Genomic DNA, 22,486 nt, shown 5'->3' with positions numbered 1-22,486 from the left:
TCGACCGGTCTCGGTTATAGGGGGAGTGGATCAGTGTCAGTGGGCGCGGTGCTGCTGCTCGCGCTCGTAGGAGCGGCGGATCTCGGCCTCGGCCTCGTCGCGCCCCACCCAGTGGGCGCCCTCCACGCTCTTGCCCGGCTCCAGGTCCTTGTACACCTCGAAGAAGTGCTGGATCTCCAGGCGGTGGAACTCGCTGACGTCCTCGATGTCCGTGCGCCAGGACGCGCGCTGGTCCGCCGCGGGAACGCACAGCACCTTGTCGTCGCCGCCCTTCTCATCGCGCATGCGGAACATGCCCAGCGCGCGGCAGCGGATGACGCAGCCGGGGAAGGTGGGCTCCTCCAGGAGGACCAGCGCGTCCAGCGGGTCGCCGTCCTCGCCGAGGGTCTCATCGATGAAGCCGTAGTCGTCCGGGTACCGGGTGGACGTGAAGAGCATCCGGTCGAGGCGGATGCGGCCGGTCTCGTGGTCGATCTCGTACTTGTTCCGGTTCCCCTTGGGGATCTCGATGGTGACGTCGAACTCCACGCTGTGCTCCTCACTCTTGTGCGATCCGCTGGGATCCCGGGCGGGCCCGGCACTCCCCGCGGCTGCGGACGGGGCGGCGCAGCTCTGGGAGGGCTGGCCACGATGGCACTAGTGTGGACCACGACGGCGCCTCCCGTCCGCATCCCAGCGGACTGTCAAGCGCCGGCAAGTTCGAGCAGCCCACCTGGCGACAGATCGGAGGCGCGGTGCGCCGCATCACGACCGCTGCCCTCACCGCGGCGACCCTGCTGGTAGTCGGCGGTTACTACGGCGTCGCCGACGCCCTCGACATCGTGCCCGGGCCCCTGACCATCACCGGCGCGGGCCGCCCCGCGGCCTTTCCCACCGCGGCCTCCCTCGACGGCGCCGCGGGCGCCACCGCCGCCCCCTACGACTCCTCCGCCCCCATGCCCGACGCCGGAGCCGTGGCCGGTTATGCCTCCGCCCTCGCCGCCGATCCCCGCGTCGCCGGGGCGTCGACCGCCGTGAGCGTGGTCGACGTCACCACAGGGCGGCAGATCGCCGGCGTCAGCTCGGGAACCCCACTCACCCCGGCCTCCACCAATAAGCTCCTCACCGCCTGGGCCGCGCTGCGCACCCTCGGGGCGGACCACACGCTGAGCACCCGCACCGTCCTCTCAGAGGCTCCGGGCGGGACCCCGACCGTCACCATCATCGGCAGCGGGGACGTTCTCATGGCCGAGGACAAGGGCGACCCGAACGCCGTCATCGGACGCGCGGGACTGGGGGACCTCGCCCGCTCGACCGCTGAGAGGCTCAAGGCTCAGGGCATCACCTCCGTGGCGGTCGCCCTCGACGACACCCTCTTCCCCGAGGACCAGAAGTGGTCCAGCGACTGGGAGGACGGCAACCAGTCCTTCGTCGCGCCGATCCAGCCGATCATGATCAACGTGCGGGCCCACGAGTCGGCCCGCTCCTATCCGGCCGACCCTGCCAACGACGCCGTCCAGGCCTTCTCCAAGCACCTGCAGGCCGCCGGCATCACCGTCTCGGGCGTGTCCCGGGGCCGGGCCGTCGACGGCGCCACCGACCTCGCCTCCGTTTCCTCCGCGCCGCTGGTGGACGTCCTTGGGGTTTCCCTCAAGGCCTCGGACAACACGATGACAGAGGTCGAGGGCCGGCTCGTCGCCGCGGCCGCGGGCAAGCCGACCACCTTCGCTGGCGCCACCGAGGCGGTCGCCGCCCAGTTGGCGGCCGATGGGATCTCGATGGAGGGCGTCACCCTCAAGGACTGCTCCGGCCTGGCCAAGGGCAACAAGATCCCGGCCCGTCTGCTCACCGATATCCTCCTGCGGGCCGCTGGCCCCGACGGCGGGACGGCGGGGCGCGCCCTCATCGCCGATCTGCCCGTGGCGGCCCTCGATGGCACGCTCAACGACCGCCTCGTCTCCCAGGCCGGCGCCGGCACCGTGCGCGCCAAGACCGGCTCGCTGGACCAGACGGCCTCCCTCGCCGGGACCGTGGTGACCGCCAACGGCCGCCTCCTGGTCTTCTCCGTCATCATCGATGGATTCCCCTCCGGTGGCCTGAGCAGCGCCCGCGCCGCGATGGATGAGGACTTCATGGTGCCCCTGGCGGGCAGTTGATGGCTCCCGCGCTGGGGACACGGCGCGAAGAGCCTGGCCCCGTGGGCGCCCCGTCGACGGCGCGGGGGCTGGTGGACTGGAGCCGCGTTGAGATCGCCGCCCGGACCATGGCGCCCAGAGGTGGCCCGAGCGCGCCCCGGGCCTCCCTCAGCGCCGTGGTGGAGCTGCTGCGGCGCGGTGCCGCGCAGGCCCCGGAACGGGTCGGTGAGATGACGGGGCTGAGCCGGGCGGCCCGGGATGCCGGCAGTGGGCGGGTGCTCGTCGTGGACCGCGCGGGCCTCGTGCGCGCTACTGCCGGGTTCCTGGCCCGGCTTCTCGACGGCCTTCCCGCGCCCCCTGCCGGCCCCGTGGTTCGCCGGGCCGCCGCGTGGGAGGCGGGCGCCGCCCTCGGGGCCCTCTCGACGCGCTTGCTGGGTCAGGTGCTGCCCGCGATCCCGGCCGCGGCGGCTGCCGGTGGCGCCGACGGCGGTCGAGGCACTGGCAGCGCCACCGGCGCCACCGGCGCCACCGGCGCCACCGGCGCAACCGGCGCAACCGACGGCGACGGTGCCACCGGCGCCACCGGCGCGGGGCCGGTGGCTGAGGCCCGGACGGGAGGCCCGGGCGCCGAGCGGCCACGACTCCTCCTCGTCGCCCCCAACGTCCTCGCCCTCCAGCGCCGCCACGGCCTCGATCTTGCCGACCTCGCCACCTGGGTGGCGATGCATGAGACCGCTCATGCCGTCCAGCTCGCCGCAGCCCCCTGGCTCGCCGACCACCTGGTGGCGCGGCTGCGCGAGGCGCTGGGCGCCGTCGTCGAGGCCTGGCCCCGGGGCGGGCGCCTGGCGGGGATCGCCTCGGTGGCTTGGGCTGCCCGGCCGGGGGAGGCTGCGGGGCTGGTCGGGCAGCCCGGGCTGGCGGGGTTGGTGGAGCTGCGCGCCACCCTCGCGTTCCTGGAGGGGCACGCACGGGCCGCCCTCGACGGCGTCACCCCCGCGCGGGTCCCCTCAGTGCATGTGCTCCGGGCGGTGCTGGACACCGACCCCGCGCCGGCTCCCGGGCAGGGGGAGGGGCGGGGGATCGGGCAGGGCCATGGACGCGGCCCTTTCGCCGGCCTCGCCAGTGAGCGGCTCCTCGACAGCGCGCGGGCGGCGCGGTTCGCTCGGGCCGTCGTCGAGAGGGCGGGCCACGAGGGTCTCAACCGGGCGTGGGCGTCGCCGTGGGCCCTGCCGACGGCGACGGAGCTGGGGAGTCCCGAGGCCTGGTTGGAGCGGGTCGGGGGAGGCCCTCATTGAGCCCACGGGTCCGGCTGGGTCCGAGCGGATCCCGGGCGGGGGCGCTGGGGCGGGCCCTGCTCCGCCGCCAACGGCGCCTGATCCCCTCTCTGACCAGCCAGATGGTCACGGATCGGTGGCGAAGGGACCGCTGGGGCGGGCCCCGCGGCGCGCTGATCTGGCAGGCTTGGCCTGCGTCGTCGCCCACTCCCGGGCGGACCATCGACGCGGAGATGGAGGATGAGGGCGTGGAAGCCGCCGATATGGGAACCGACCTCCAGCAGGTGCTGATCTCGCGCGAGGAGATCGAGAGCCGGCTGGATGACATGGCAGAGAGGATTGACGCCGATTACGCGGGCGAGGACCTGCTGCTGGTGGGCGTGCTCAAGGGCGCCGTGTACGTCATGGCGGACCTGTCGCGGCGCCTGCGCCGCAGCGCGCCCATGGACTGGATGGCCGTGTCGTCCTACGGCTCGGGCACGAAGTCCTCGGGCGTCGTGCGCATCCTCAAGGACCTCGACACGGACCTCACCGGCCGCCACGTGCTCATCGTGGAGGACATCATCGACTCCGGGCTCACCCTGTCCTGGCTGCTGGGGAACTTGTCCAGCAGGGGCGCGGCGAGCGTGGAGATCGCCACGCTCCTGCGCAAACCGGAGGCGATGAAGGTGGAGGTTGACGTCAAGTACGTGGGCTTCGACATCCCCAATGAGTTCGTCGTCGGCTACGGCCTGGACTACGCCGAGCAGTACCGCAACCTGCCCTTCATCGGGCTGCTCAAGCCCGAGGTGTACGAGAACTGAGTCTGAGACGCGAGAGCTGAGCCCGGGGGGCGCGGGCTGACACGAGCCGTGGCCACGGCCGCGAGCGAGTCCCTGGCACGGCGCCGTCGAGCAGGAGGTGTGGATCGACCTCCATCGCCGCTCGGACCTGCGGTAGGCCGGAGTCGAGGGCGATCTCGGAGGCGGGCCGATCCGTCGGATGGCGTCGATCCAACCCGGCGTGTGGCGTCCCGCCAACCTGGCATGTGGCGTCAGGACGGATGGGGACGACGGCGGAGGGCCGGCTGACGGGGCTGCTTACCTCCTTTTGTGGTGGTTTCCCTGCTGGCCCCGCTGCCTCTGCTGGCTCCGCTGACCTTGCTGTGGCGCTGAACCCATGTCGATCGGCTCCGGTGGCTCCGCGCACAGGTCTGTGGGAGCGAGACCGCGTCCTGGCTTGGGGTCCCTATTTCCACTATCTGTCTGGTTTCCACTCTCTGTCTGGTTGTTCTTCTTGTTCTCGTCCAGACTCATGTAGCGAACCGGGGGTTCGCCTGTGTAGCCGAAGGCGGCACGCTGAAGGGCTCGTACCCAGGGCTCTTCTCGGAGCGTGTCCTCGTTCGGCAGCGGGAAGTGGGAAAGGGGGTATGTGCACTTCTCCTGACCGAGGCAGCCATCGAGGCGCGCATATAGACCCGCGAGATCGTCCCCGCAGACGGCTCGCAGGCCGTCCTTGGCGATACGGACCTCGATAGTCCCAAGCCCGAGGGGCTTGCCCAGACCCATGCGCAGGTAACCGACCGGAGACTGCGTCCCTTCACCCGTGGTTCGCTCCTCCGGCGGGACAAGGTTCTCCGGCGTCAGCACCCACACCAGGGCGCCGAGCTCATCGCAGGACAGGTTGGTGAAGTTCACCGTGCAGCGCAGCACGCTGCCAGACGCGAGCCACGAGCCGGCCGTGAGGCGGACCGAGTCATTGCTCTGCTGCTGACCGCCTAGTGAGGCGGCTGTGGTGGCTTGCTTGGGAAAACCATCGGAGTCGAGGTCCTCTCCCTCCAGGAGCCGACGGTGCACGGGGTATGCCGCTGCCCCCAGCAGCTGTCCGTCAGTGAAGTACTGGTCTCGTCGCAGAGGTTTCTCGTCCGTCTCCTTGGGAGTCAGCCCGTCCTTGTCCGTGAGGAATCTTCTGGCGGACGACGGTTTGGGCGATAGGAGAGGAGCGAGTTGCTTCTCCTTGGTCGACACGAGTGCTCCGGTGCTGTCGACAGGACCGACGACGATCCTGCCGCGCGCAGCAACATCCCCGCCTGAGGCTCCATCTTCCGGGGAATTAACGACGTAACCAAAGAGGCGGTCGGCGGGAGACGCCTCCGCTGCCTTCGCCAGAGGGAGCACATCCTGCTCCTCGGCGAGTTCCCGCGGAGAGCGGTCGTAGGATCGGCGTCCCACCATCGTTGGCAGAATCTCGGCGACTTCGCCGCTCTCATCATCGAGGCGCACGAACACGAGGTCGCCGTCTCGTGGGGCCAGATGCTCAGGACCGGACGATGCGCGATTGAGAACGCGTTGGTTGGGCTTTCCCTCCAGAGAGGCGTGCTCTGACCGGTAACTATTAATCACTCGCTCGTAAGCTTTGAGCACGCTGCTGGTGAGTATTCTGTGTTCCGGCGAGAATTTGCCGCTGTCGCTAACCGAGAAGAAGAAGCGTTCGTAATGTTTGTCGGCGTACAGGGCTTTCGATGGGGGATGGTTGTCGTGTGCATCCTGTGCGGTTCGGCACACGTATCCGATGGCGAGGAAGGATTTTGCGTCCTGTTCCGGCGTTAGCGAGAAGAACCTTTCAAACTCTTTGGAACTGAGGTTGTAGACCTGTGTGACAATGCAACAGTCGTTGCAAGGGGTGAGTTTAACCCCAACTTTCTGTCCGTGCTTGAGGAGGTTGCGGAATCTGATCCAGACCTGCTGGCTGCTTGGCTCCTTCTGCCCGGGGCCGAGTGTGATGGGATGTCCTTCGAGGATGAGCGTGCCAAGCCCTTTTTCGGGGTCGTCGCGAATCAGTCCGATGTCGTTGTCGCCATGACGTCCTCTGAGGAGTTCGAGCGCAAGCTGTCCATCGGAGCCCGTGGTGATGCGTCCCGCGATGAGGGGGCTGGCCATCGCAGGATCCGCACGGTAAGTGAGGGGCTCATCATGGCCGCAGAAGAGCCGGAACCGGGAGCAGGTGAGGGCCTCATACGCGCGAGAGATCATCCCCTTGACCATTGTGGGCGCGATGACCGGGTTGTCCGCGTCGTCGACAGGCACGTTGACGTAGGTCTTCCCGTCATGTTCCGTCTGCGCACCGAAGACGAGCGGTGTGCGCACTGTCATCTCCACGTCGATCGACCCGGACCAGCGATCCGGGTGCAGGTGGTCGTGGCCGAGCGCAGGAGAGTCGGCGAAGAGGTCCGGGGAGAGGTTTCCTGAAGCGGCCTCGTTCGTAGACCGAGTCCGAAGCACCGGAATCCGATTGACCGCCGAGTGGAACGGTTTGAAGTTCGGGAACGCCTGCGCGTTACGAGGGCCAGGCACAGTTCCCGGCGTAGTCTGGGGCTGGGATTGGGGGTCGGGGGCTTTCGAAGCCCTCCTGGGTGACCCGGGCTTCGGGGTGTTGTTCTTACTGCTCATCTCACGCCCACTTTCCCGTCATGAGTTCGTCGACGAAGACGACGTTGCCGTAATCGTTCTCGGTGAAGATCTCCACGCTTGTCATCTTGTCGGAGGCGCCGAACGGCGCTTTCGCACCGTGCTGGAGATATGAGTTGGGGCGGTACCAACAGGTGTCCCGTTCAGGCTGAGGCGCCGCAACAGTAGTGTCGGTGGGAGGATCTCCCGCGCAGCGGAGGACGATCTCCGCCGTTCCCCAACCATTGAGCCACCGCAGCTCGTGGGCAAGGACACCAGCGTCACCATCCTTGACGAGAGCCCACAGCCGCAACTCGTAGACGCTCTCCAGCACTACCGGTGTCCCGTCGGTGGCGCTAAGCCCTTTACTCGACGCGGCGCGCACCGCTCGTGCTCCGGCAGTCGTATACGCTATCCCCTGCCATTTCCGGCCCTCAGAATCTGAGCACTTATCCGCGCGCTTCAGAACATCCTCGAGTCCGCCGGCGGGTAAGCAGTCGTGGCTCCACCTGCCGGACTGCAGCGGCGGCAGGTTCAGATTGCTTGCCTTAGTCACGGCAGGACTCCTTCGTCTCGCACAGGTATGAGCTCCAACCGGTCCAGTTGGCGTCCGGGTTCGGCTCGATCATCAGCGCTCGAAGTCGCTTGAGCACCTGGCTGGCGATCGAGACGACCTCGGCGCCGTCCCGATCTGCCGCGTCGCCGCCCGGGTCTATGAAGTCCCAGGGTTCCCCGACGATGTCGGCTCCGCCATCAACGCGCACGCGCGTCACGTGTATCTGCCCGAGGCCTCGGGTCCCGCGGCTGCCCAGAGGAAGAGCGCCGGTGGCGAGCTCGGCGAGCGTGAGGCCCAGCAGGCACCAGGCCGCTCGGCGGCGGTCAACCGGGCCGGGCAGTGACCTGGGATCAAGCTCAAGGACAAGATCCTTCCATCTCGTATCGGGGACCTTCTCACCGTACAAGAGGCCCTCGGCGACCCCGCCGGTCCAGCGGTCGCCGGCGTTGTGGACCACCTTGCGCAGCGTCGTCTGGCCGCTGGCCAGAGTGTCCAGCACTCTCAGCGCGCCGCGCCTGTCCGTTGAGCCGAACAAGTCTCTGACCAGAGTTGGATCAGCCGCGAGCTGGTCATGGACCCCTCGCTCCGCCCAGTCGTCGATGGGGGTGGACTGCTGTGCGGCCAGCACGGTCCGGGCGATCCGGGACGCACGGGAACGCAGAGCTCCGCGCACGGATGACCCCGGCAGCACGAACGGTGCGGTGGAATGAGGGCCGCTGCGCAAGGGTTCGGTGTAGATCATCTCCTGCTGGTCGTCAGCCTGGCCCTTGGCGCCCTTGTGGGCGGGCGTGTCGTCCTCCGCCTTCTTCTCAGGGCGAGGCTCGGCCACGAGGATCCCGGTCGGGCTGTCCCAACTGATCGTGATGCGTATGCGCTCCGACTCCGTGCAGTCAACCGGATCAATCGCGCTGGTCACGTTCTCGCCGCCGCCCAGCCACGTCAGCAGGTCCTCGCGCGTCCCCAACCTTGATCGCGTGAGGGTCCACGTGGGCTCATCCGCGTCCAGCCGGACCCGTCCCCACCCGGCGTTGCGGCGCCCACCGAAAGCGACCCGTCCCGATTCCAGGAGACCGATGATGAGGGCGAAGAGCTGCTCAACCTGGCTCTCCGTTGCCGGCTCAGGACCATCCGCCTCCGGCTGCGTCCCTTTGTCACTTGTCGACGTCCTGCCGGCCTGGGCGGTGATGGTCAAGGTCAGGGGGCATCCGGCGGGAATGTACTCGTGCTCGAACAGTGCCGTGTCACCTGCGGCCCCCCAGTAGCGGTTCACGGCGATCCCGGTGCGGGTCGCCAGCGCAATGCTCTGCGCCACGGGATGAGTCTCTGGCGCGTCAGCGGTTCCGGACTTCCAGGCGGACCCGTCCTTGCGCTGCGCTGCCTCAGCCAGGTCGACGGCGTGGAAAGTGAGCGTGGCCGCCCGGGGCTTCCCGCTCGATGTCGTGCCCCACAGGCCTTCCCAGTCGCTGCCGAGTTGCTTCCTCACAGCGGCACCGGCGTCACTGTGGAGGTACTCCTCGCAGGCGGCCCGCACCGCGCCTTTGACAGAACGCCCGGTGAGGACGGGGTGGCCCTTGCCGTCGCGGGCGAAGCGCCGCGGGACGGCAACACGCTCACTGTCCGGGCGCGAGCGGTCGACAACCTCGTCGATACCGCCCGAGTGCAGGGGAGATTCGGTGACCAGGTGGATGGTCATCTCGTAACGGGTGATGCTCATCGCTCCTCCTGGCGCGTCGATCGCGGACCGGGCCCGATCATGTCGGCTTGGTCCAATGGGGCCAGGGCAAGGCTCTCCTTCGCCAACAGTGGGTGGGCGACGACGAAGCGCCCGAAACCCTGGGCGGTGAGCTCGCCGACGCCGAGGGCGGACAGGCGCGCAAGTACTGCCATCACAGCAGCTGCATCAGCCCCGTCGGCAGGACGCACCCGCAGCACACTGCCAGCGCAGATGGTCGCGCGGGTGGCGCGCGGCTGACGGTCCGCCCCCGCCCAGGAGTCGACGCGCCTGTGACGGATCCCCGCGGAGAAGTTCTCGCCCTTTGGGTCAACGAGAGCCACGTGGGCGCCGGCGTCCTTGAAGGCCCTGAGCAGGTCCTCCACGCGGCCGCCCGGGCCGAGCCATTGCGAGCGGGTGATGACGTCCGAGGTGAACCACAGGGTCGTGGTGCCGTCCGTCTCCCACTCCGGCGCGGTCGCCGTTGCCGCCGGCTCAAGGCTTCCCAGCGTGCAGTGGACACGGCCGTAGGTGCCGCTCAGCCGCCTGGAGCCCACCCGTTCCATCAACCCCTTGGTGGGGAAGACCTCGGTGATCCGCCCCTGTATCACCTGGTGCAGGCGCTCGCTCAAGGTGACGGTGGCGCGCAGGCGCAGTCCGGCGGGCAGGGCGCGGGTGAGGAACAGTTGTCCGGAGGCGGCCGCACCGGTGAGGGGGTTGTGGGCACTGGACTGGCGACCGAGAAGTGCCGGCGCGCCGATCGCTCCCGCTAGGCCACCGGTGTGGCCCGACCCCGCGGGTACGAGGCCCGGGAACACGTAGCCACTGCGCAGAGGCTTGTGGGGCTCGGCCGGCTCTCCGGAGCGCAACCTGTTGAGCACGGCGGTGCGGGGGCGAGGTGCGGCGGCGTCGTCGGTATCACGCTCCTCAACAGTGGCAGACGCTGCCGTGGCCACCTTGGGACTGGAGAGCACCAGTGGCACCGGCAGGCCCTGAACCCCGTCGACGACGACGGTGGCGTCGGAGACCAGGAGGTCGCCGTTGACGACGGCGTCACGTACGAGCTCCTGGGAGCCGAAGGCCTTGCGCAGTCGGCGGTGGACGAGCGGCAGCAGAGCCGTTCCGCGAACGAAGTCCAAGGACCTCAGTTCGCTGGAGAAGGGCACCTCATAGGAGATGACCGGGGAGCGCAGCACGAGGTCAAGGCTCGCCTGGTACAGAACCCCGCCGTTCGCCCCGTGGGGGCTCAGCCGGGCCTCGGCGCAGATGACGGGAGCCTCGGCCGCGGATACGTCTGGGGCCGGGGGCTCGGGTGGGGCATCAGCCGAGTTCTGCAGCTGCTTGCCGCACCAGGATTCCGCCGCCTTACGGCCCTCGACGGCGGCCGCCGGACCGATGCGGACGTCGCACAGCCCGTCGCCGTCGGAGCGGTGCGAACCTATGGCTCGCACGAGCAGACCGGACAGAGCCAGGACGAACTCAGCGGCCTGGCGCTGGTCGTCGGTCCATGGCACCGAATGCCCGAAGGTGTCAGTGTCCACCAGGGTGGCAGTGCCGTGAAGCGTGCAGGCCCTGGCGCGCTCGAAGAAGCGCAGGTGGTCCTTCTTCGCTGTCCCCGTGTCCTGATCGACGGACAAAGAGACGACCTCATGGATTGTTGTGTCCGTTGTGTCCGAGGAACCGCTGTCGGGTAGCCGCACATCGCTGAAGGAGACGAGGCGGGAACGCTCAGCCTTACCAAAGAGCGCCTCGATGAAGGACTGCCAGGCCCCGGTCGCAGCGCCGTCGAGAGCCTCGGCGACGACGAAGGCCTGCTCTCGCACGGCACCGGTGATGACGGTGCCCCGTACTACCGGCCGACCTCGCTCGTCCTTCTCGACGACGGCGTTCACACCGCCCGCAATACCTGCCCCGGTGGACACTCCCCAGTCGGAGTGGAAGGTGATGGTCACGGGAATCTCAGGGGCTGCCTGGTTGCTCATGCGTGGTCCTCCGCGGGACGTGTGACGGTGGAGGGCTCCACGTCGGGCATGGGGTTGCTGAGGTAGGAGAGGTAGGAGTCGGGGAGGAGGTCGGCGAGCTCGAGGAGGTCGAAGAGTGAGCGGATGTCACCGATAGCCTTGGTGAGGTCAGAGCCGAGGACCGTCTTTGCGTCCTCCCACTCGTTCTGGGCCCTCTTGCGAAGGCCCTCGGCGCGGGCGTTGTCACCCGCCTGCTTCGCCTGTGCGGCGTCGGACAGGATCCGGCGAATGCGCGTGGCCCGCGTCCTGGGGAAGTATCCCGCGCCCGATTCCGCCTCCGTTGAGACGTGCTCCCGGAACGCACCTAGCCGCTGGCAGATCGTGGGCCATGATGTCTGGCCCTCGCGGTCTTGAGCGTCGTCACGCAGCAGGAAGGGGCGGGTGGTGAAGGACTCGTAGGAGCGCAGGAGCTGCTCGGCGTCGAGCACCGTGGAGTCGAACAGGACGTGGTAGCTCAGCGTTGAGCGCGTGGGAGCAGATGCCTTGCCGACTGTCTTGGCCATGGCGACCAGTCGCTCGGCCAGGTCGTAGGCGATGTGGAAGGGGTAGTTGCGGCCGGTGATGGCGACGCCGGCGGCTGCGGTCATCGGGGCGTCGTGGGGCCCGACGTCGTCGAGGGTACTGAGGTGACGCAGCAGCCTGTCCTCGCCGGTGCGGCGCTCGTAATGCCTGAGGTAGGCGGCGGCGAAGGGCAGGGCGTAGTCGCCGCTGGTGATGACGGTGACGTCGTCGCCACCCAGGATGACGGGGACGACAGGCACAGCGGTGTTCTCCCGTCCAGCTGCCTCGGCGTCGGCTTGCGCCCAGGTGGCGACGTCCTGACACGCGTCGACGAAGGCTTGTCCGACGGCCGTGTCCAGGTGTTCGTTGACCGTCAGGAGGAAGCACCGCAGGGCGTCGGGATCGTTCCGCTCGCAGCCGACGACGTCCGTGAAGTCACCGGGCGGCACCCGCTCCATCGCCTTATCGAGATGGCTCATGATGGCGCCGACGCCGTTGCCGTCGATATGAATGACGGCGATCTTGGACAGGGCGGAGGAGTCCTCGGACGCCTGCGGCTGGAGCAGGCTCTCCAGCTTCGGAACGTCCCGGGCGAGCTGGTCATCGGGCAGGCCACCTTCCCGTACCCGGTCGAGCAGGTTCTCCTTGGACGTCAGCGCCAGGTGCCGTTTGACCCGAGCGGGGAGGGACAGAGCCTCTTCTTGGTCCGTCTGTGCCTCGCCTTTGACGCCCAGAGGAGGTGCCGCCGGTAGAACGGAGTCCTTGGCGCGGGCGAGGAAGGGTATTTGGGAGAAACGGGCGAGCGCGGGTGGGCGGGAGAGGGCGTACTCGGCGGCCCGGGCGTGCACGGCCTTGAGGTCTGTGGCGGTGAGGTGGTCACCAACCATCTTCACCATGACCCCGGAGACGTCCATGCCTGGCGCCTGGGCAAGGGCCTGGCGGGTGACGTGCCCGATGATGTGCCTGGCCTGTGGCTGCGTGTCGACCCGGAGGATGACCTTTCCGGAGGAGCGGGAGACCCACTGCGTGTCCGTTTCCGTGTCCCTGTCCTGGGCAGGGGGGTGCACACACCGCCAGTCGGCTGAGACACCGGTGTCACGAAGGGCATCCTCCGTCCACTCCCTCAACCGCGTCAGCTGGTAGGAGGCTCCGATACTCTCCCGCAGGCGCGGTGAGGAGAAGATGTAACGCTGGTTGCCGTTCGTCTCGAGCATGACCAGGTGCATGGTGCTCCTCTGTAGGGAGGGGTGGGATAGGTGTGTGCAGTATGTCACGTTGCTGGCGGGTGTGTGAGGAGAGCGCCGAAACCACCTCTGGGGGCGCCTGCGGGCCGCGTGTGTGAGAGAGTTCTGCCGCGCGGCTGCGTGGCGTCAGGGAGCCCGCGAGCGCGGATGTGGGAGATGAGTGATGCTGCTCGTACACGTGGTGGGCAACGCCGACCTCGGGCTTCAGCCGAGACAAGACGGCTCTGAGCGTCTGAGCCTGTTGCGGGCCGCTGACGGTCATGGGGCCGCCAGGCTGCTCGGCCTGACCGACGGCGGCGACTGGTTCACCGACGGGGCTCTCAGCCCGCTGCGCAAGGAGTTGGTGGCCGCCGCCGGGATCCAGGAGGCTAAGGGTGAGCCGCTCAAGGTGCTCGTCATCGGTGCCGCAGGGGGCAGGGGCTCCACGGAGGATTTGGCGCTGGCGGTCTGCCAGGCGTTGGCGAGGTCGTGCGAATCCGGTGGCCTTGCCTTGTTGAAGGGGCGCGAACTGCACGTTCTCGACGCGCTCGTCCTTGAGAACGGACTCAACCCCAGCGCATGCGACCATGAGAAACTCGAATACGCCATCGGCGGGCACGAGGGGCACGTTGCCCTGGCGCTGGCAGGCGGCTCGAACTCGGTCCTTATGAGCGTGGCTGGCGCCGCCGCCGCAACCCACCCCGACCAGTGGACCCCTCTCCTTCCCGGATCCGGCCACGACGCGGTTCCCATCGACTGGAGCAACCACGCCGACGCGGCCCGAGGCTGGATGATGGGACTCGGTCTGCCCGGCCTCGTTCCGGACATCACCCAGGACCCGAACGCCATCAGCAACAAGACCGTCAAGGATGCCCAGGCGGCGATCCGGCGGGCATCCGGAGAGCTCACGGACGGGGAGGAGACCTCCCTGCCCGACCTCACCCTTCTCGTGCACTGCGACGCTGCACGAGGAGACCTCGGAGCCGCGATGGCGATCCGGGCCTGGGCAGCCAAGGCAGGGGTGACGGACCCTGATCTTGTGGACGCTGGGCAACAAGGCACCCATGACCTCACCGTCGGCGGAGAGCAGTACCGGCAACTCGTGGAGACGAAGCTGTCCGAGTACAAGCGCCCAACCTGGCTGCGCTGGTCCTCCCGCAGGATCGCCTATCTCGCTGCCGAGGGCTCGCCCGTCTACCGGTACACGGAATCCGCGCCGCACGGCCGTCCCAGCATCCTCCGCGTCCTCCTTACCGCAGGGATCCCCCAGAGCGTCCAGGACACGGCCCTCCTCAGGGACGGCACCTTCGAGGCGACGGCGTTCATCGTGGGCTCCTACGACACCGAGCCAACCGGCCGGCAGGTGCTCCAGGACGCGGCCAGCATCACGGACGGCCACGGCAAGTTCATGACCAGCCTGTCGAAGACCCGCTGCTACGGGGAGGCGCTCTCCGCCCGAGATGGCCAGGCTCGCCCCGCCGAGGAGGTCTCGCAGGTGATGAAAGCCCTGCGGGACAGCGCTGTCAGCTGGCTCGACCAGCAGCGGGGTGATGAGACGCCCGCCGCCGTCGTCGTCACCACCACGGGGGAGAAGCCAGCTGCCGTTTCCCTCCTCACCGCCGCCCAGGAGTACGGCGCGCGCCACGGAGTCCCCGTCTTCCTCATCTCCACCAAGACAGAGTCCGAGGGACCCGTCCCGGTCCTCCACCAGATCGGGCTCGCCCAGAATGTCAGGAGCGTGCTACTTCAGGCCGCGCAACACTGTGTCGACAGGCTCGACCTGCACACGGCCGCCCGGCTCCTCGACCTCGGGGACCCGCCGATGCGTCAGCGCGCCGGCCTTGCGCGTCGCCTCGCCCGCGATCTCATCGCAGCGGTGAACGCCGACAAGGGAGATATCCCCGATCGTGCGCCAGTCATCTCCGATGTCCTTAACTGGGCGCACGAGCACATCGGCAAGACGCCGTCAGAAGCGCAGGCGAGGATCGCCACCATCATCGGTGAGCTGATCTTCGAGGGGATGCAGTCCGGCAGTCGCAATGGCACCGTCCTGGCGGTGGCGAGTAAGAACTTCGATGAGGGTGAAGCCGAACTCGCCGCCAACCCCAAGGCTGAGCAACTCCCGCGACTGCTCCGCCTCCTCTATCGCGTGCGCAACAAACTCACCATCAACCACCCGAAAGGCGCCGGAAGCCTCGAGGACGCGACTTGCCGGACCCTCAAGCAGTACGCGGAGCCCTGCGACTTCGACGACCTGCTCGGGGCCGCAGCGGCAAAGCTTCGCGAACAGATCAACGAATCTCTGCCCGAGGCTCCCGCCTCCTCGTGGCTACGCGACATTGATGTCCTGAGCGGTGCCATTACCGGGCTTCAGCAAGGACACTGGGAGGAAGTTGGCATGAGTGAACCGGTGACCCTCATCAACCTCACCCCGCACGACGTTGTCGTCGACCCGGGTGACGGCACGACTCCGGTGCGCTTCCCGGCCTCGGGCACGGTGCCCCGCCTTTTGCTGTCAGAGCCGAGCCGGCAGGCCCTCACCGTCGTCGACCCGGCCCGCCCCGACGACCCGGATGCCGCCGTCGCCCTCCCGCTCGTCGTTGGCGCCACCTGGCAGGGAATCGACCCGCCCCTGCCCGATGCGCGCCCCGGTGTCCTCTACGTCACCAGCCGCGTCGTCGCCGAGCACTACCCCGACCGCACGGACCTCGTGTGGCCCGACGACCTCGTGCGCGACGCCGACGGGCAGGTGGTCGCCGCGCGCCGCCTCGCCTGCGCGCGCCGCCGGGCCTGAGAGCCGGGCGGCTACAGAGCCATTCCCACCCACGCCCGGCGCGAACGGAAGGGAAGCGGGTGAGGTGATCCGCAGCCTCATGGGATAGCGTCGGACCAGAATGACGCTCCGGGTACGTTGAAGGGACGCACCGCCCATGAAGAAGCCTGGCCAAAGCCCCAAGTTCACTCCCTCCGGGGGGCGGGGCGGCAACAGCGACCGCCGCGACCCCTCCGGTCGCGGCGACAAGAAGAACCGCAAGCGCAAGGGCGCCCTTGGCAGCCCCTTCATGTGGGCCGCCCCCATCGTGCTCGTCGCCGTTCTCCTTTGGGCCCTCTTCTCCTCGCTCAGCGGCTACCGCGCCATCGACACCTCCGACGGCCTGGCCATCCTCCGTGATGGCACCACCATCAAGTCGATCACCGTCATCGACGGCACCAACCGGGTCGAGCTTGACCTCGCCGCCCCCTACACCGCCAAGGCCAAGCTTCCCGGCCAGCAGGATCGGCAGGTCGGTGACAAGGTCCAGTTCACCTACACCGATGCCCAGGCTGAGCAGGTCGACGAGCTCGTTCAGAAGGCCGCGCCCGTCGGCGGTTTCAACTCGGTGGTCCCCACCAGTTCCTGGTGGGGCTCCCTGATCCAGATCACGCTGCCCATGCTCTTCTTCCTGGGCCTGCTCTGGTTCCTCATGAGCCGTGTCTCCGGCGGCTCGTCCGGCCCCCTCGGCTTCGGTAAGTCCAAGGCCAAGATCGGGTCCAAGGAAATGCCCGACGTCACTTTCGACGACGTCGCCGGTGAGGACGAGGCCGTTGAGGAGCTCGAGGAGATCCGCGAGTTCCTCTCCGAGCCCGAGAAGTTCAAGGCCGTCGGCGCCAAGATCCCCAAGGGCGTCCTCCTCTACGGCCCTCCCGGGACGGGCAAGACCCTGCTGGCCAAGGCCGTGGCCGGCGAGGCGGGAGTGCCATTCTTCTCTATGAGCGGCTCGGAATTCGTTGAGATGTTCGTCGGCGTCGGCGCCTCCCGCGTGCGCGATCTCTTCGACCAGGCCAAGGAGAACGCCCCCGCCATCATCTTCGTCGACGAGATCGACGCGGTCGGGCGCCACCGCGGCTCCGGCATGGGCGGCGGCCACGATGAGCGCGAGCAGACCCTCAACCAGCTCCTCGTCGAGATGGACGGCTTCGACGCCGCCACCAACGTCATTCTCATCGCCGCCACCAACCGGCCCGATGTCCTCGACCCCGCCCTCCTGCGCCCCGGTCGCTTCGACCGCCAGGTCTCCGTGGAGGCCCCCGACATGGCCGGGCGCGCCGCCATCCTCAAGGTCCACGCCAAGGGCAAGCCGATGACCGCCGACGTCGACCTCGACCAGGTCGCCAAGCGCACCCCCGGCTTCACCGGCGCCGACCTCGCCAACGTCCTCAACGAGGCGGCCCTGCTCACCGCCCGCTCCAACGCGCAGCTCATCGACAACCGTGCCCTGGACGAGGCCATTGACCGCGTCATCGCCGGCCCCCAGAAGCGCACTCGCGTCATGAACGACCATGAGAAGGCTGTCACCGCCTACCACGAGGCCGGCCACGCCCTGTGCGCCGCCGCCGGCGCCTACTCCGACCCCGTCACCAAGGTGACGATCCTCCCGCGAGGCAAGGCCCTGGGCTACACGATGGTCATGCCCGCGGACGACAAGTACTCCACCACCCGCAACGAGCTCCTCGACCAGCTCGTGTACGCCATGGGCGGGCGCGCGGCGGAGGAGATCGTCTTCCGCGATCCCACCACCGGCGCCTCCAACGACATCGAGAAGGCCACTGGCACTGCCCGCCGCATGGTCACCGACTTCGGCATGACCCGCAGTGTCGGGGCTGTCAAGCTCGGCACCACCGAGAACGAGACCGTCCTGGGCCTGTCCGCCACCAACCGGGACTTCTCCGAGGCGGTCGCCGCCCAGGTCGACGCCGAGGTCCGCGCCCTCCTCGACGCCGCCCACCGGGAGGCCTGGGAGATCCTCACCCGCAACCGCGATGTCCTGGAGGACTTGGCCACCCAGCTCCTGGAGAAGGAGACCCTCCTGGAGAAGGACCTGGAGGAGATCTTCGACCCCGTCATCAAGCAGCCCGAGCGGCCCCTGTGGTCCGCCGATGAGAGCCTCGTCCTGCCCGAGGGCGTCGCCGGCTCCTTCGCCGGATCTCGCCTCCCGCGCCGCCTCGCCGCCGGGGCGGGCACGGCGACGCATGCCGATCCCACGCTCGGCTCCGAGGGCCCCCGCGCATGACCTACGACGCCGAGGGCGTGCGCCGTGCCGTCCGCGACCTGCTGATCGCCGTCGGCGAGGATCCGAACCGGGAGGGCCTGCGCGAGACCCCCGAGAGGATGGCCCGCGCCTACGCCGAGCTCTTCTCGGGGCTCGATGAGGACCCGGGTAAGCACGTGGAGCGGGTCTTCGAGGTCGGTCACCACGAGATGATCCTCGTGCGCGACATCCCCATGTACTCCGTGTGCGAGCACCACCTCCTGCCCTTCCACGGGGTCGCCCATGTCGCCTACCTGCCCGGGGAGCGGGGGAGGGTCACGGGGCTGTCCAAGCTGGCGCGGCTCGTCGAGGGCTACGCGCGCCGACCCCAGGTCCAGGAGAGGCTCACCGCCCAGATCGCCGACGCGCTCGTGGAGCGCCTGGAGTGCTCCGGGGTGCTCGTCGTCGTCGAGGCCGAGCACCTGTGCATGTCGATGCGGGGCGTGCGCAAGCCCGGGACCAACACCGTCACCTCCGCGGTGCGCGGCCAGTTGCGCAAGGCCGCCACCCGCGCCGAGGCGATGAGCCTCATCCAGGGCGGGAGGCACTGAGCGGCGCGGAACCTGGAGAGGATCGCTTGGCCGAAGGAGGACTTATCGTGCTTGGAGGCCCCGATCTTGATCCCCCCATCGCGCCTCGGCCTCGACGACGGGGCCCGCTGACGTGGTGACGTGCTGCGATTCGATAACGCTCATGGGGCGCTCAACTCCTCCGCCCAGCGGATGATCGGGCGCCGTCGGCGTTAGAAGCGCGTGAGATCCTTGGGAATACTGCGATTGAGGGGTTCGGCGGGCTCGTCTCGGCCTCTTGATGGACGCCCGCCCGCCACCCACCCGCGAGCGCCCTCCAGGGCGAGCCGGCGCTCACAGTGGTCGCTGAAACAGCCCATCTCGGCTCAGACCCGTTAGCCTGGGGCGGTGACTGCGCATCAGGACGCCCCCCGACTCAGGCCGGAGCCTCTGCCCGGCTCGCTCGCCGATGACCGGTGCCTCCTCATGGGGATCGTCAACGTCACCCCGGACTCCTTCTCCGACGGCGGCCGCTGGTCCACCCCCGAGGCCGCCATCGCCCACGCGCGCGAGCTCCTGGCTCAGGGCGCGGACATCCTCGACATCGGCGGGGAATCCACCCGCCCCGGCGCCGCCCCCATCACCCCGGCCGACGAGGCCGAGCGCGTCCTGCCGGTTATCAGCGCGCTCGCCGCCGAGGGGGCCGTCATCTCCGTGGACACCACCCACGCCTCCACCGCCGCTGCCGCCCTTGAGGCCGGCGCCCTCATCATCAACGACGTCTCCGGGGGCCTGGCCGATCCGGCCATGCACCCCCTCGTGGCCTCCTCCGGCGCCGTGTACATCTGCCAGCACATGCGCGGCACGCCGGAGACCATGAATGAGCTCACCGACTACCCCGACGGCGTCGTCGCCGGGGTGGAGGCCGAGTTGCGCCAGCGCCTCGACTCCCTAACCGCCGCGGGCGCGCGCGACTCCCAGATCGTCGTCGACCCCGGACTGGGCTTCGCCAAGACCCACCCGCAGTCCTGGGAACTCCTGGCCGCCACCGCCCGCCTGCGCGAGGATCTGGGCCTGCCCGTCCTCATCGGCTCCTCCCGCAAGCGCTTCCTCGCCGCTGCCGCGCCGCCGGATGCCGAGCCCACGGGGCGCGACGCCGCCACCGCCGCCACCACCGCCCTGGCCGCCGCAGCCGGGGCCTGGGCCGTGAGAGTCCACGAGATCCCGGCCAACCGGGATGCCATCCGCACCGCCTCCCTCTGGAAGGACCCCCGATGAGCACCGTCACCACCTCCTCCTCCGACAGGATCCGCCTCACCGGCCTGTCCGCCCGCGGTTACCACGGAGTCCTCCCCTTCGAGCGCTCCGAGGGGCAGATCTTCACCGCCGACATCACCCTCGACCTCGGCCCGCGCGGCACCGCCGTCGCCGCGGTGACCGACTCCCTCAACGACGCCGTTGACTACTCCGCGGTCGCCAATGCGGTGGTCGCACTCATCGAGGGCGAGCCCGTGGCCCTCCTGGAGACCCTCGCCGAGCGGATCAGTGAGACGGTCCTCGCCTTCCCCCGGGTCATGGCCGTGGAGGTCACGATCCACAAGCCCAACGCGCCCCTCGAAGTCGCCTTCGACGACGTCTCCGTCTCCATCTCGCGCCTGTCCGAGGCGGCGGCATCCGTGCTCTCCTCGGCGACGAGCGCGCCCGTCGTGGCGAGCGCGCCCGCGGTGGCCAGTGCCCCGGTCGTGGCGAGCGCGCCGTCGGCGGCCCCCTACGCGGCCGCCGCCAGCGCCTCGGCGCCCCCACTGCCCACGGGCCTCCCGCTGCCGTCCGCGCCGTCGGTCTCCTCGGCGCCCGCCGGCGCGCACGCGGCTGAGCCGGCCAACGACGCGCCCCCTTTCCCGGGCGCCTTCACCGGTCGGCTCGACGCCGCCGGCGATTCCTGGCCCGGCGCGCCTGAGGCCCCACTCGCCCAGGACTTCAGCGCGCCCGGGCTGTCGGCCGACTCCGCCGGTCACGCCGAGGCGCCCGATGCCCCGCGGGGCGAGTCGGGGCAGGCCGTCCCCCTCCAGGCCGGCCCCGCGGACCAGCCCTGGGCCGCCGCCCCGGTCAACCACGCCGAGCCCGTCGGAGGCGCTCTGGGCGAGGACTCCCACGAGACCTGGACCGAGGGGGTGGGCTTCGAGGGCGCCACCACCCACGATGCCGGGGCCATGACCCTCATCGACGACGCGGCCCCTCACGCCGCGCCCGCCCCGCTCGGCATGGACGCGCACGCCCGGCCCGACGACGATCGCCTCGACTCCCCGGCCCACGCCGCGGGCGCTGAGGGCGCCGACTACCCCATTGGAGCCGGCTCCTCCACCGCGCCCCACTACCACGCTGTTGAGCCCGGCCACGCCGCGGTCGCGGATGCGGTCCCGCTTCCCGCCGAGCCCGTCGTCGACCCCCTCGCGGAGGCACCCGCCACCCCGGTGCCCGTCGTCATCGCCTTGGGGGGCAATCTTGGTGAGGTCGTCCCCAGCCTGCGACGCGCCGTCCGCACCCTCCAGGGCGCCGAGGGCGTCGAGGTGACGGCCATCGCCCCCCTGGCGCGCACCGCCGCCGTCACCGAGCCCGGCGCCGCCGAGCAGCCCGACTACCTCAACACGGTGGTCCTCGCCCGCACGAGCCTGCCCGCGAAGGACATCCTGGCCCTCTGCCAGCGCCTGGAGGCCGACGCCGGGCGCGTGCGCCTGGAGCCGAAGGGACCGCGCACCCTCGACGCTGACGTCATCACCTACTCCGACCTTCGCTCGGACGATCCCGAACTCACCCTCCCGCACCCGCGCGCCGCCAGCCGCTCCTTCGTGCTGCTGCCCTGGTCCCAGGCGGACGCCTTCGCCGAGATCGACGGCCAGAGCGTCGCCGCCCTGGCGGAGCAGGCCCCGGACCGCGACGGCATCCGCTGGCTCGCCCTGGACTGGGTCGACTCCGACGCCCTGCCCAAGCTCCCCACCGGCCAGTACGTGCCCGCCGACACCCCTGCGGGCTCCTCGCAGGGGGCCGGATCCGGCGAGCGGGCCCCGCGGTCGCAGGGCGTCCCCGACCTCCTGTCCGCGCCGTCGGCCGCCCCGGTGGGGGACGAGGAGGAGCCCTTCAGCGAAACCGTCCCCGCCGCCATGGTCAAGGAAGCCCTCGCCCAGGGCCCCTCGATCGCCGACGCCGCGCCCCTCGGCCCCGGGATGCCCGGCGCCCCCTCCGTGCCGGTGCCGCCCGCCCCTCCCGCACCCAGCCCCTTCGTCGATCAGACCCCGCAGATCGCCGAGCCGATCAGCGGGGCCGCGCCGGGACGGCCCGGCCAACCGGGCAGGACGCCGCAGGGCGGGAGCGGGGTCGAGGGCTCCCAGCGCTCGGATGACCACACCTGGTCGGCCTCCTCCGGCTGGGAGGACGTCCTGGGCCAAGGCAGGCAGGGGAGTTGATGCGCCGCACGCGCTGGACGACGGTCCTCGCGTGCTTCGCCACGACGACCGTCCTCTCCCTGGTCGCCCTTGATCTCATCCTGCGCAGCCGCGGCTGGATCCCGGCCCTCACCGCGTGGGGCGCGGCGACAGGCCTCGTCATCGCCATGGTCATCCTCGTCGCAGGGCTCGCGGTGAGGCGCCTGCGCGCCAGGCAGGCGACCTGGATCACCCCCACCGGCGCCGCGGCGACCGCCGCCGGCGCGCAGGCCTCCGCGCTGGCGGGCTCCTGCATCGGCGGCGTCTACGCAGGGGGGCTGGCCTGCGCGCTCCTCGCTCCAGCCTCACCGGCGATAAGCGACCTGGCCCTCACTAGTGGGCTCTGCCTGGCCGCCTGCGCGGTCTGGTGCGGCGTCGGCCTCCTCGTGGAGCACTGGTGCGCCATCGATTCATCCGACGATGACGATGACCACTCCACCGGCCCCGCGCGATCGGGCGGAGCCGCCACCCCCGGGGCCGCCGCCTGAACACCGCGCTAGAGGATGACGGGCAACGCCCGGATCCCACCGGTCGGCCCCCGCTACCGGCCCCCGGCCCTGTGGGCGCCACCGGGCTCGCCGTGTTTCCTCCCGCGGGAGGAGAG

The 22,486-nt window shown here is 69.8% G+C and carries 15 protein-coding genes; 9 read left to right on the top strand and 6 right to left on the bottom strand.

Annotated elements, in window-relative coordinates; genetic code table 11:
• Positions 1-36 precede the first annotated feature (36 nt).
• A complete protein-coding gene (locus GVV75_RS00825) occupies positions 37-528 on the bottom strand; it encodes an inorganic diphosphatase (RefSeq protein WP_073451538.1) in 492 nt (163 codons plus the stop codon).
• Positions 529-734: 206 nt separating this feature from the next.
• Between GVV75_RS00825 and dacB the strand changes: the two genes are divergently transcribed.
• From dacB to hpt, 3 genes are all read left to right on the top strand, one after another.
• Complete coding sequence (dacB, locus tag GVV75_RS00820; protein ID WP_159522097.1) at positions 735-2,135, top strand: D-alanyl-D-alanine carboxypeptidase/D-alanyl-D-alanine endopeptidase; 1,401 nt, start codon at positions 735-737, stop codon at positions 2,133-2,135.
• Positions 2,136-2,176: 41 nt separating this feature from the next.
• A complete protein-coding gene (locus tag GVV75_RS00815; RefSeq protein WP_159813045.1) occupies positions 2,177-3,409 on the top strand; it encodes a zinc-dependent metalloprotease in 1,233 nt (410 codons plus the stop codon).
• A 227-nt stretch (positions 3,410-3,636) separates the two neighbouring features.
• Positions 3,637-4,191, top strand: coding sequence for a hypoxanthine phosphoribosyltransferase (hpt, locus tag GVV75_RS00810; protein WP_159522101.1), 555 nt, complete (start codon positions 3,637-3,639; stop codon positions 4,189-4,191).
• Positions 4,192-4,467: 276 nt separating this feature from the next.
• On the opposite strand, the gene GVV75_RS00805 is transcribed toward hpt, so the two are convergent.
• From GVV75_RS00805 to GVV75_RS00785, 5 genes are read right to left on the bottom strand one after another with little or no spacing between them, the layout of a single operon-like run.
• Positions 4,468-6,816, bottom strand: coding sequence for a TIGR03986 family type III CRISPR-associated RAMP protein (locus GVV75_RS00805; RefSeq protein WP_159813043.1), 2,349 nt, complete (start codon positions 6,814-6,816; stop codon positions 4,468-4,470).
• Between the two features lies 1 nt (position 6,817).
• On the bottom strand, positions 6,818-7,369 hold the full coding sequence (locus tag GVV75_RS00800; RefSeq protein WP_159813041.1) for a hypothetical protein: 552 nt from the start codon (positions 7,367-7,369) through the stop codon (positions 6,818-6,820).
• Positions 7,362-9,083 carry an RAMP superfamily CRISPR-associated protein gene (locus GVV75_RS00795; protein ID WP_159813039.1) on the bottom strand — a complete coding sequence of 574 codons (1,722 nt, stop codon included), beginning with the start codon at positions 9,081-9,083 and terminating at the stop codon, positions 7,362-7,364. Before GVV75_RS00795 ends, GVV75_RS00800 begins: the two co-directional genes overlap by 8 nt.
• The gene (locus tag GVV75_RS00790; protein WP_159813037.1) at positions 9,080-11,062 is read right to left on the bottom strand and encodes an RAMP superfamily CRISPR-associated protein; all 1,983 of its coding nucleotides are present in this window, start codon (positions 11,060-11,062) and stop codon (positions 9,080-9,082) included. The genes GVV75_RS00795 and GVV75_RS00790 overlap by 4 nt, the downstream gene beginning before the upstream one ends.
• Complete coding sequence (locus GVV75_RS00785) at positions 11,059-12,828, bottom strand: hypothetical protein (protein WP_159813035.1); 1,770 nt, start codon at positions 12,826-12,828, stop codon at positions 11,059-11,061. The genes GVV75_RS00790 and GVV75_RS00785 overlap by 4 nt, the downstream gene beginning before the upstream one ends.
• A gap of 181 nt (positions 12,829-13,009) precedes the next feature.
• Here GVV75_RS00785 and GVV75_RS10205 point away from each other — a divergent pair, with 181 nt between their 5' ends.
• The 6 genes from GVV75_RS10205 (at position 13,010) to GVV75_RS00755 (ending at position 22,370) form a co-directional block, all read left to right on the top strand.
• A complete protein-coding gene (locus GVV75_RS10205) occupies positions 13,010-15,619 on the top strand; it encodes a hypothetical protein (RefSeq protein ID WP_236266016.1) in 2,610 nt (869 codons plus the stop codon).
• A 136-nt stretch (positions 15,620-15,755) separates the two neighbouring features.
• Positions 15,756-17,876 carry an ATP-dependent zinc metalloprotease FtsH gene (gene ftsH, locus GVV75_RS00775; RefSeq protein WP_159717483.1) on the top strand — a complete coding sequence of 707 codons (2,121 nt, stop codon included), beginning with the start codon at positions 15,756-15,758 and terminating at the stop codon, positions 17,874-17,876.
• Entirely contained in the window at positions 17,873-18,445 is a 573-nt protein-coding gene (folE, locus tag GVV75_RS00770) for a GTP cyclohydrolase I FolE (RefSeq protein ID WP_159522117.1), read from the top strand. Before ftsH ends, folE begins: the two co-directional genes overlap by 4 nt.
• A 366-nt stretch (positions 18,446-18,811) precedes the next feature.
• Positions 18,812-19,681, top strand: coding sequence for a dihydropteroate synthase (folP, locus tag GVV75_RS00765; RefSeq protein ID WP_159522119.1), 870 nt, complete (start codon positions 18,812-18,814; stop codon positions 19,679-19,681).
• A complete protein-coding gene (folK, locus tag GVV75_RS00760; RefSeq protein ID WP_159717485.1) occupies positions 19,678-21,864 on the top strand; it encodes a 2-amino-4-hydroxy-6-hydroxymethyldihydropteridine diphosphokinase in 2,187 nt (728 codons plus the stop codon). Before folP ends, folK begins: the two co-directional genes overlap by 4 nt.
• On the top strand, positions 21,864-22,370 hold the full coding sequence (locus tag GVV75_RS00755; protein WP_159717487.1) for a DUF3180 family protein: 507 nt from the start codon (positions 21,864-21,866) through the stop codon (positions 22,368-22,370). Before folK ends, GVV75_RS00755 begins: the two co-directional genes overlap by 1 nt.
• Positions 22,371-22,486: the final 116 nt, after the last annotated feature.

This window comes from Actinomyces sp. zg328, from assembly GCF_009829635.1.
Taxonomy (GTDB): Bacteria; Actinomycetota; Actinomycetes; order Actinomycetales; family Actinomycetaceae; genus Actinomyces; species Actinomyces marmotae.
This window is presented reverse-complemented; position numbering and strand designations above follow the sequence as displayed.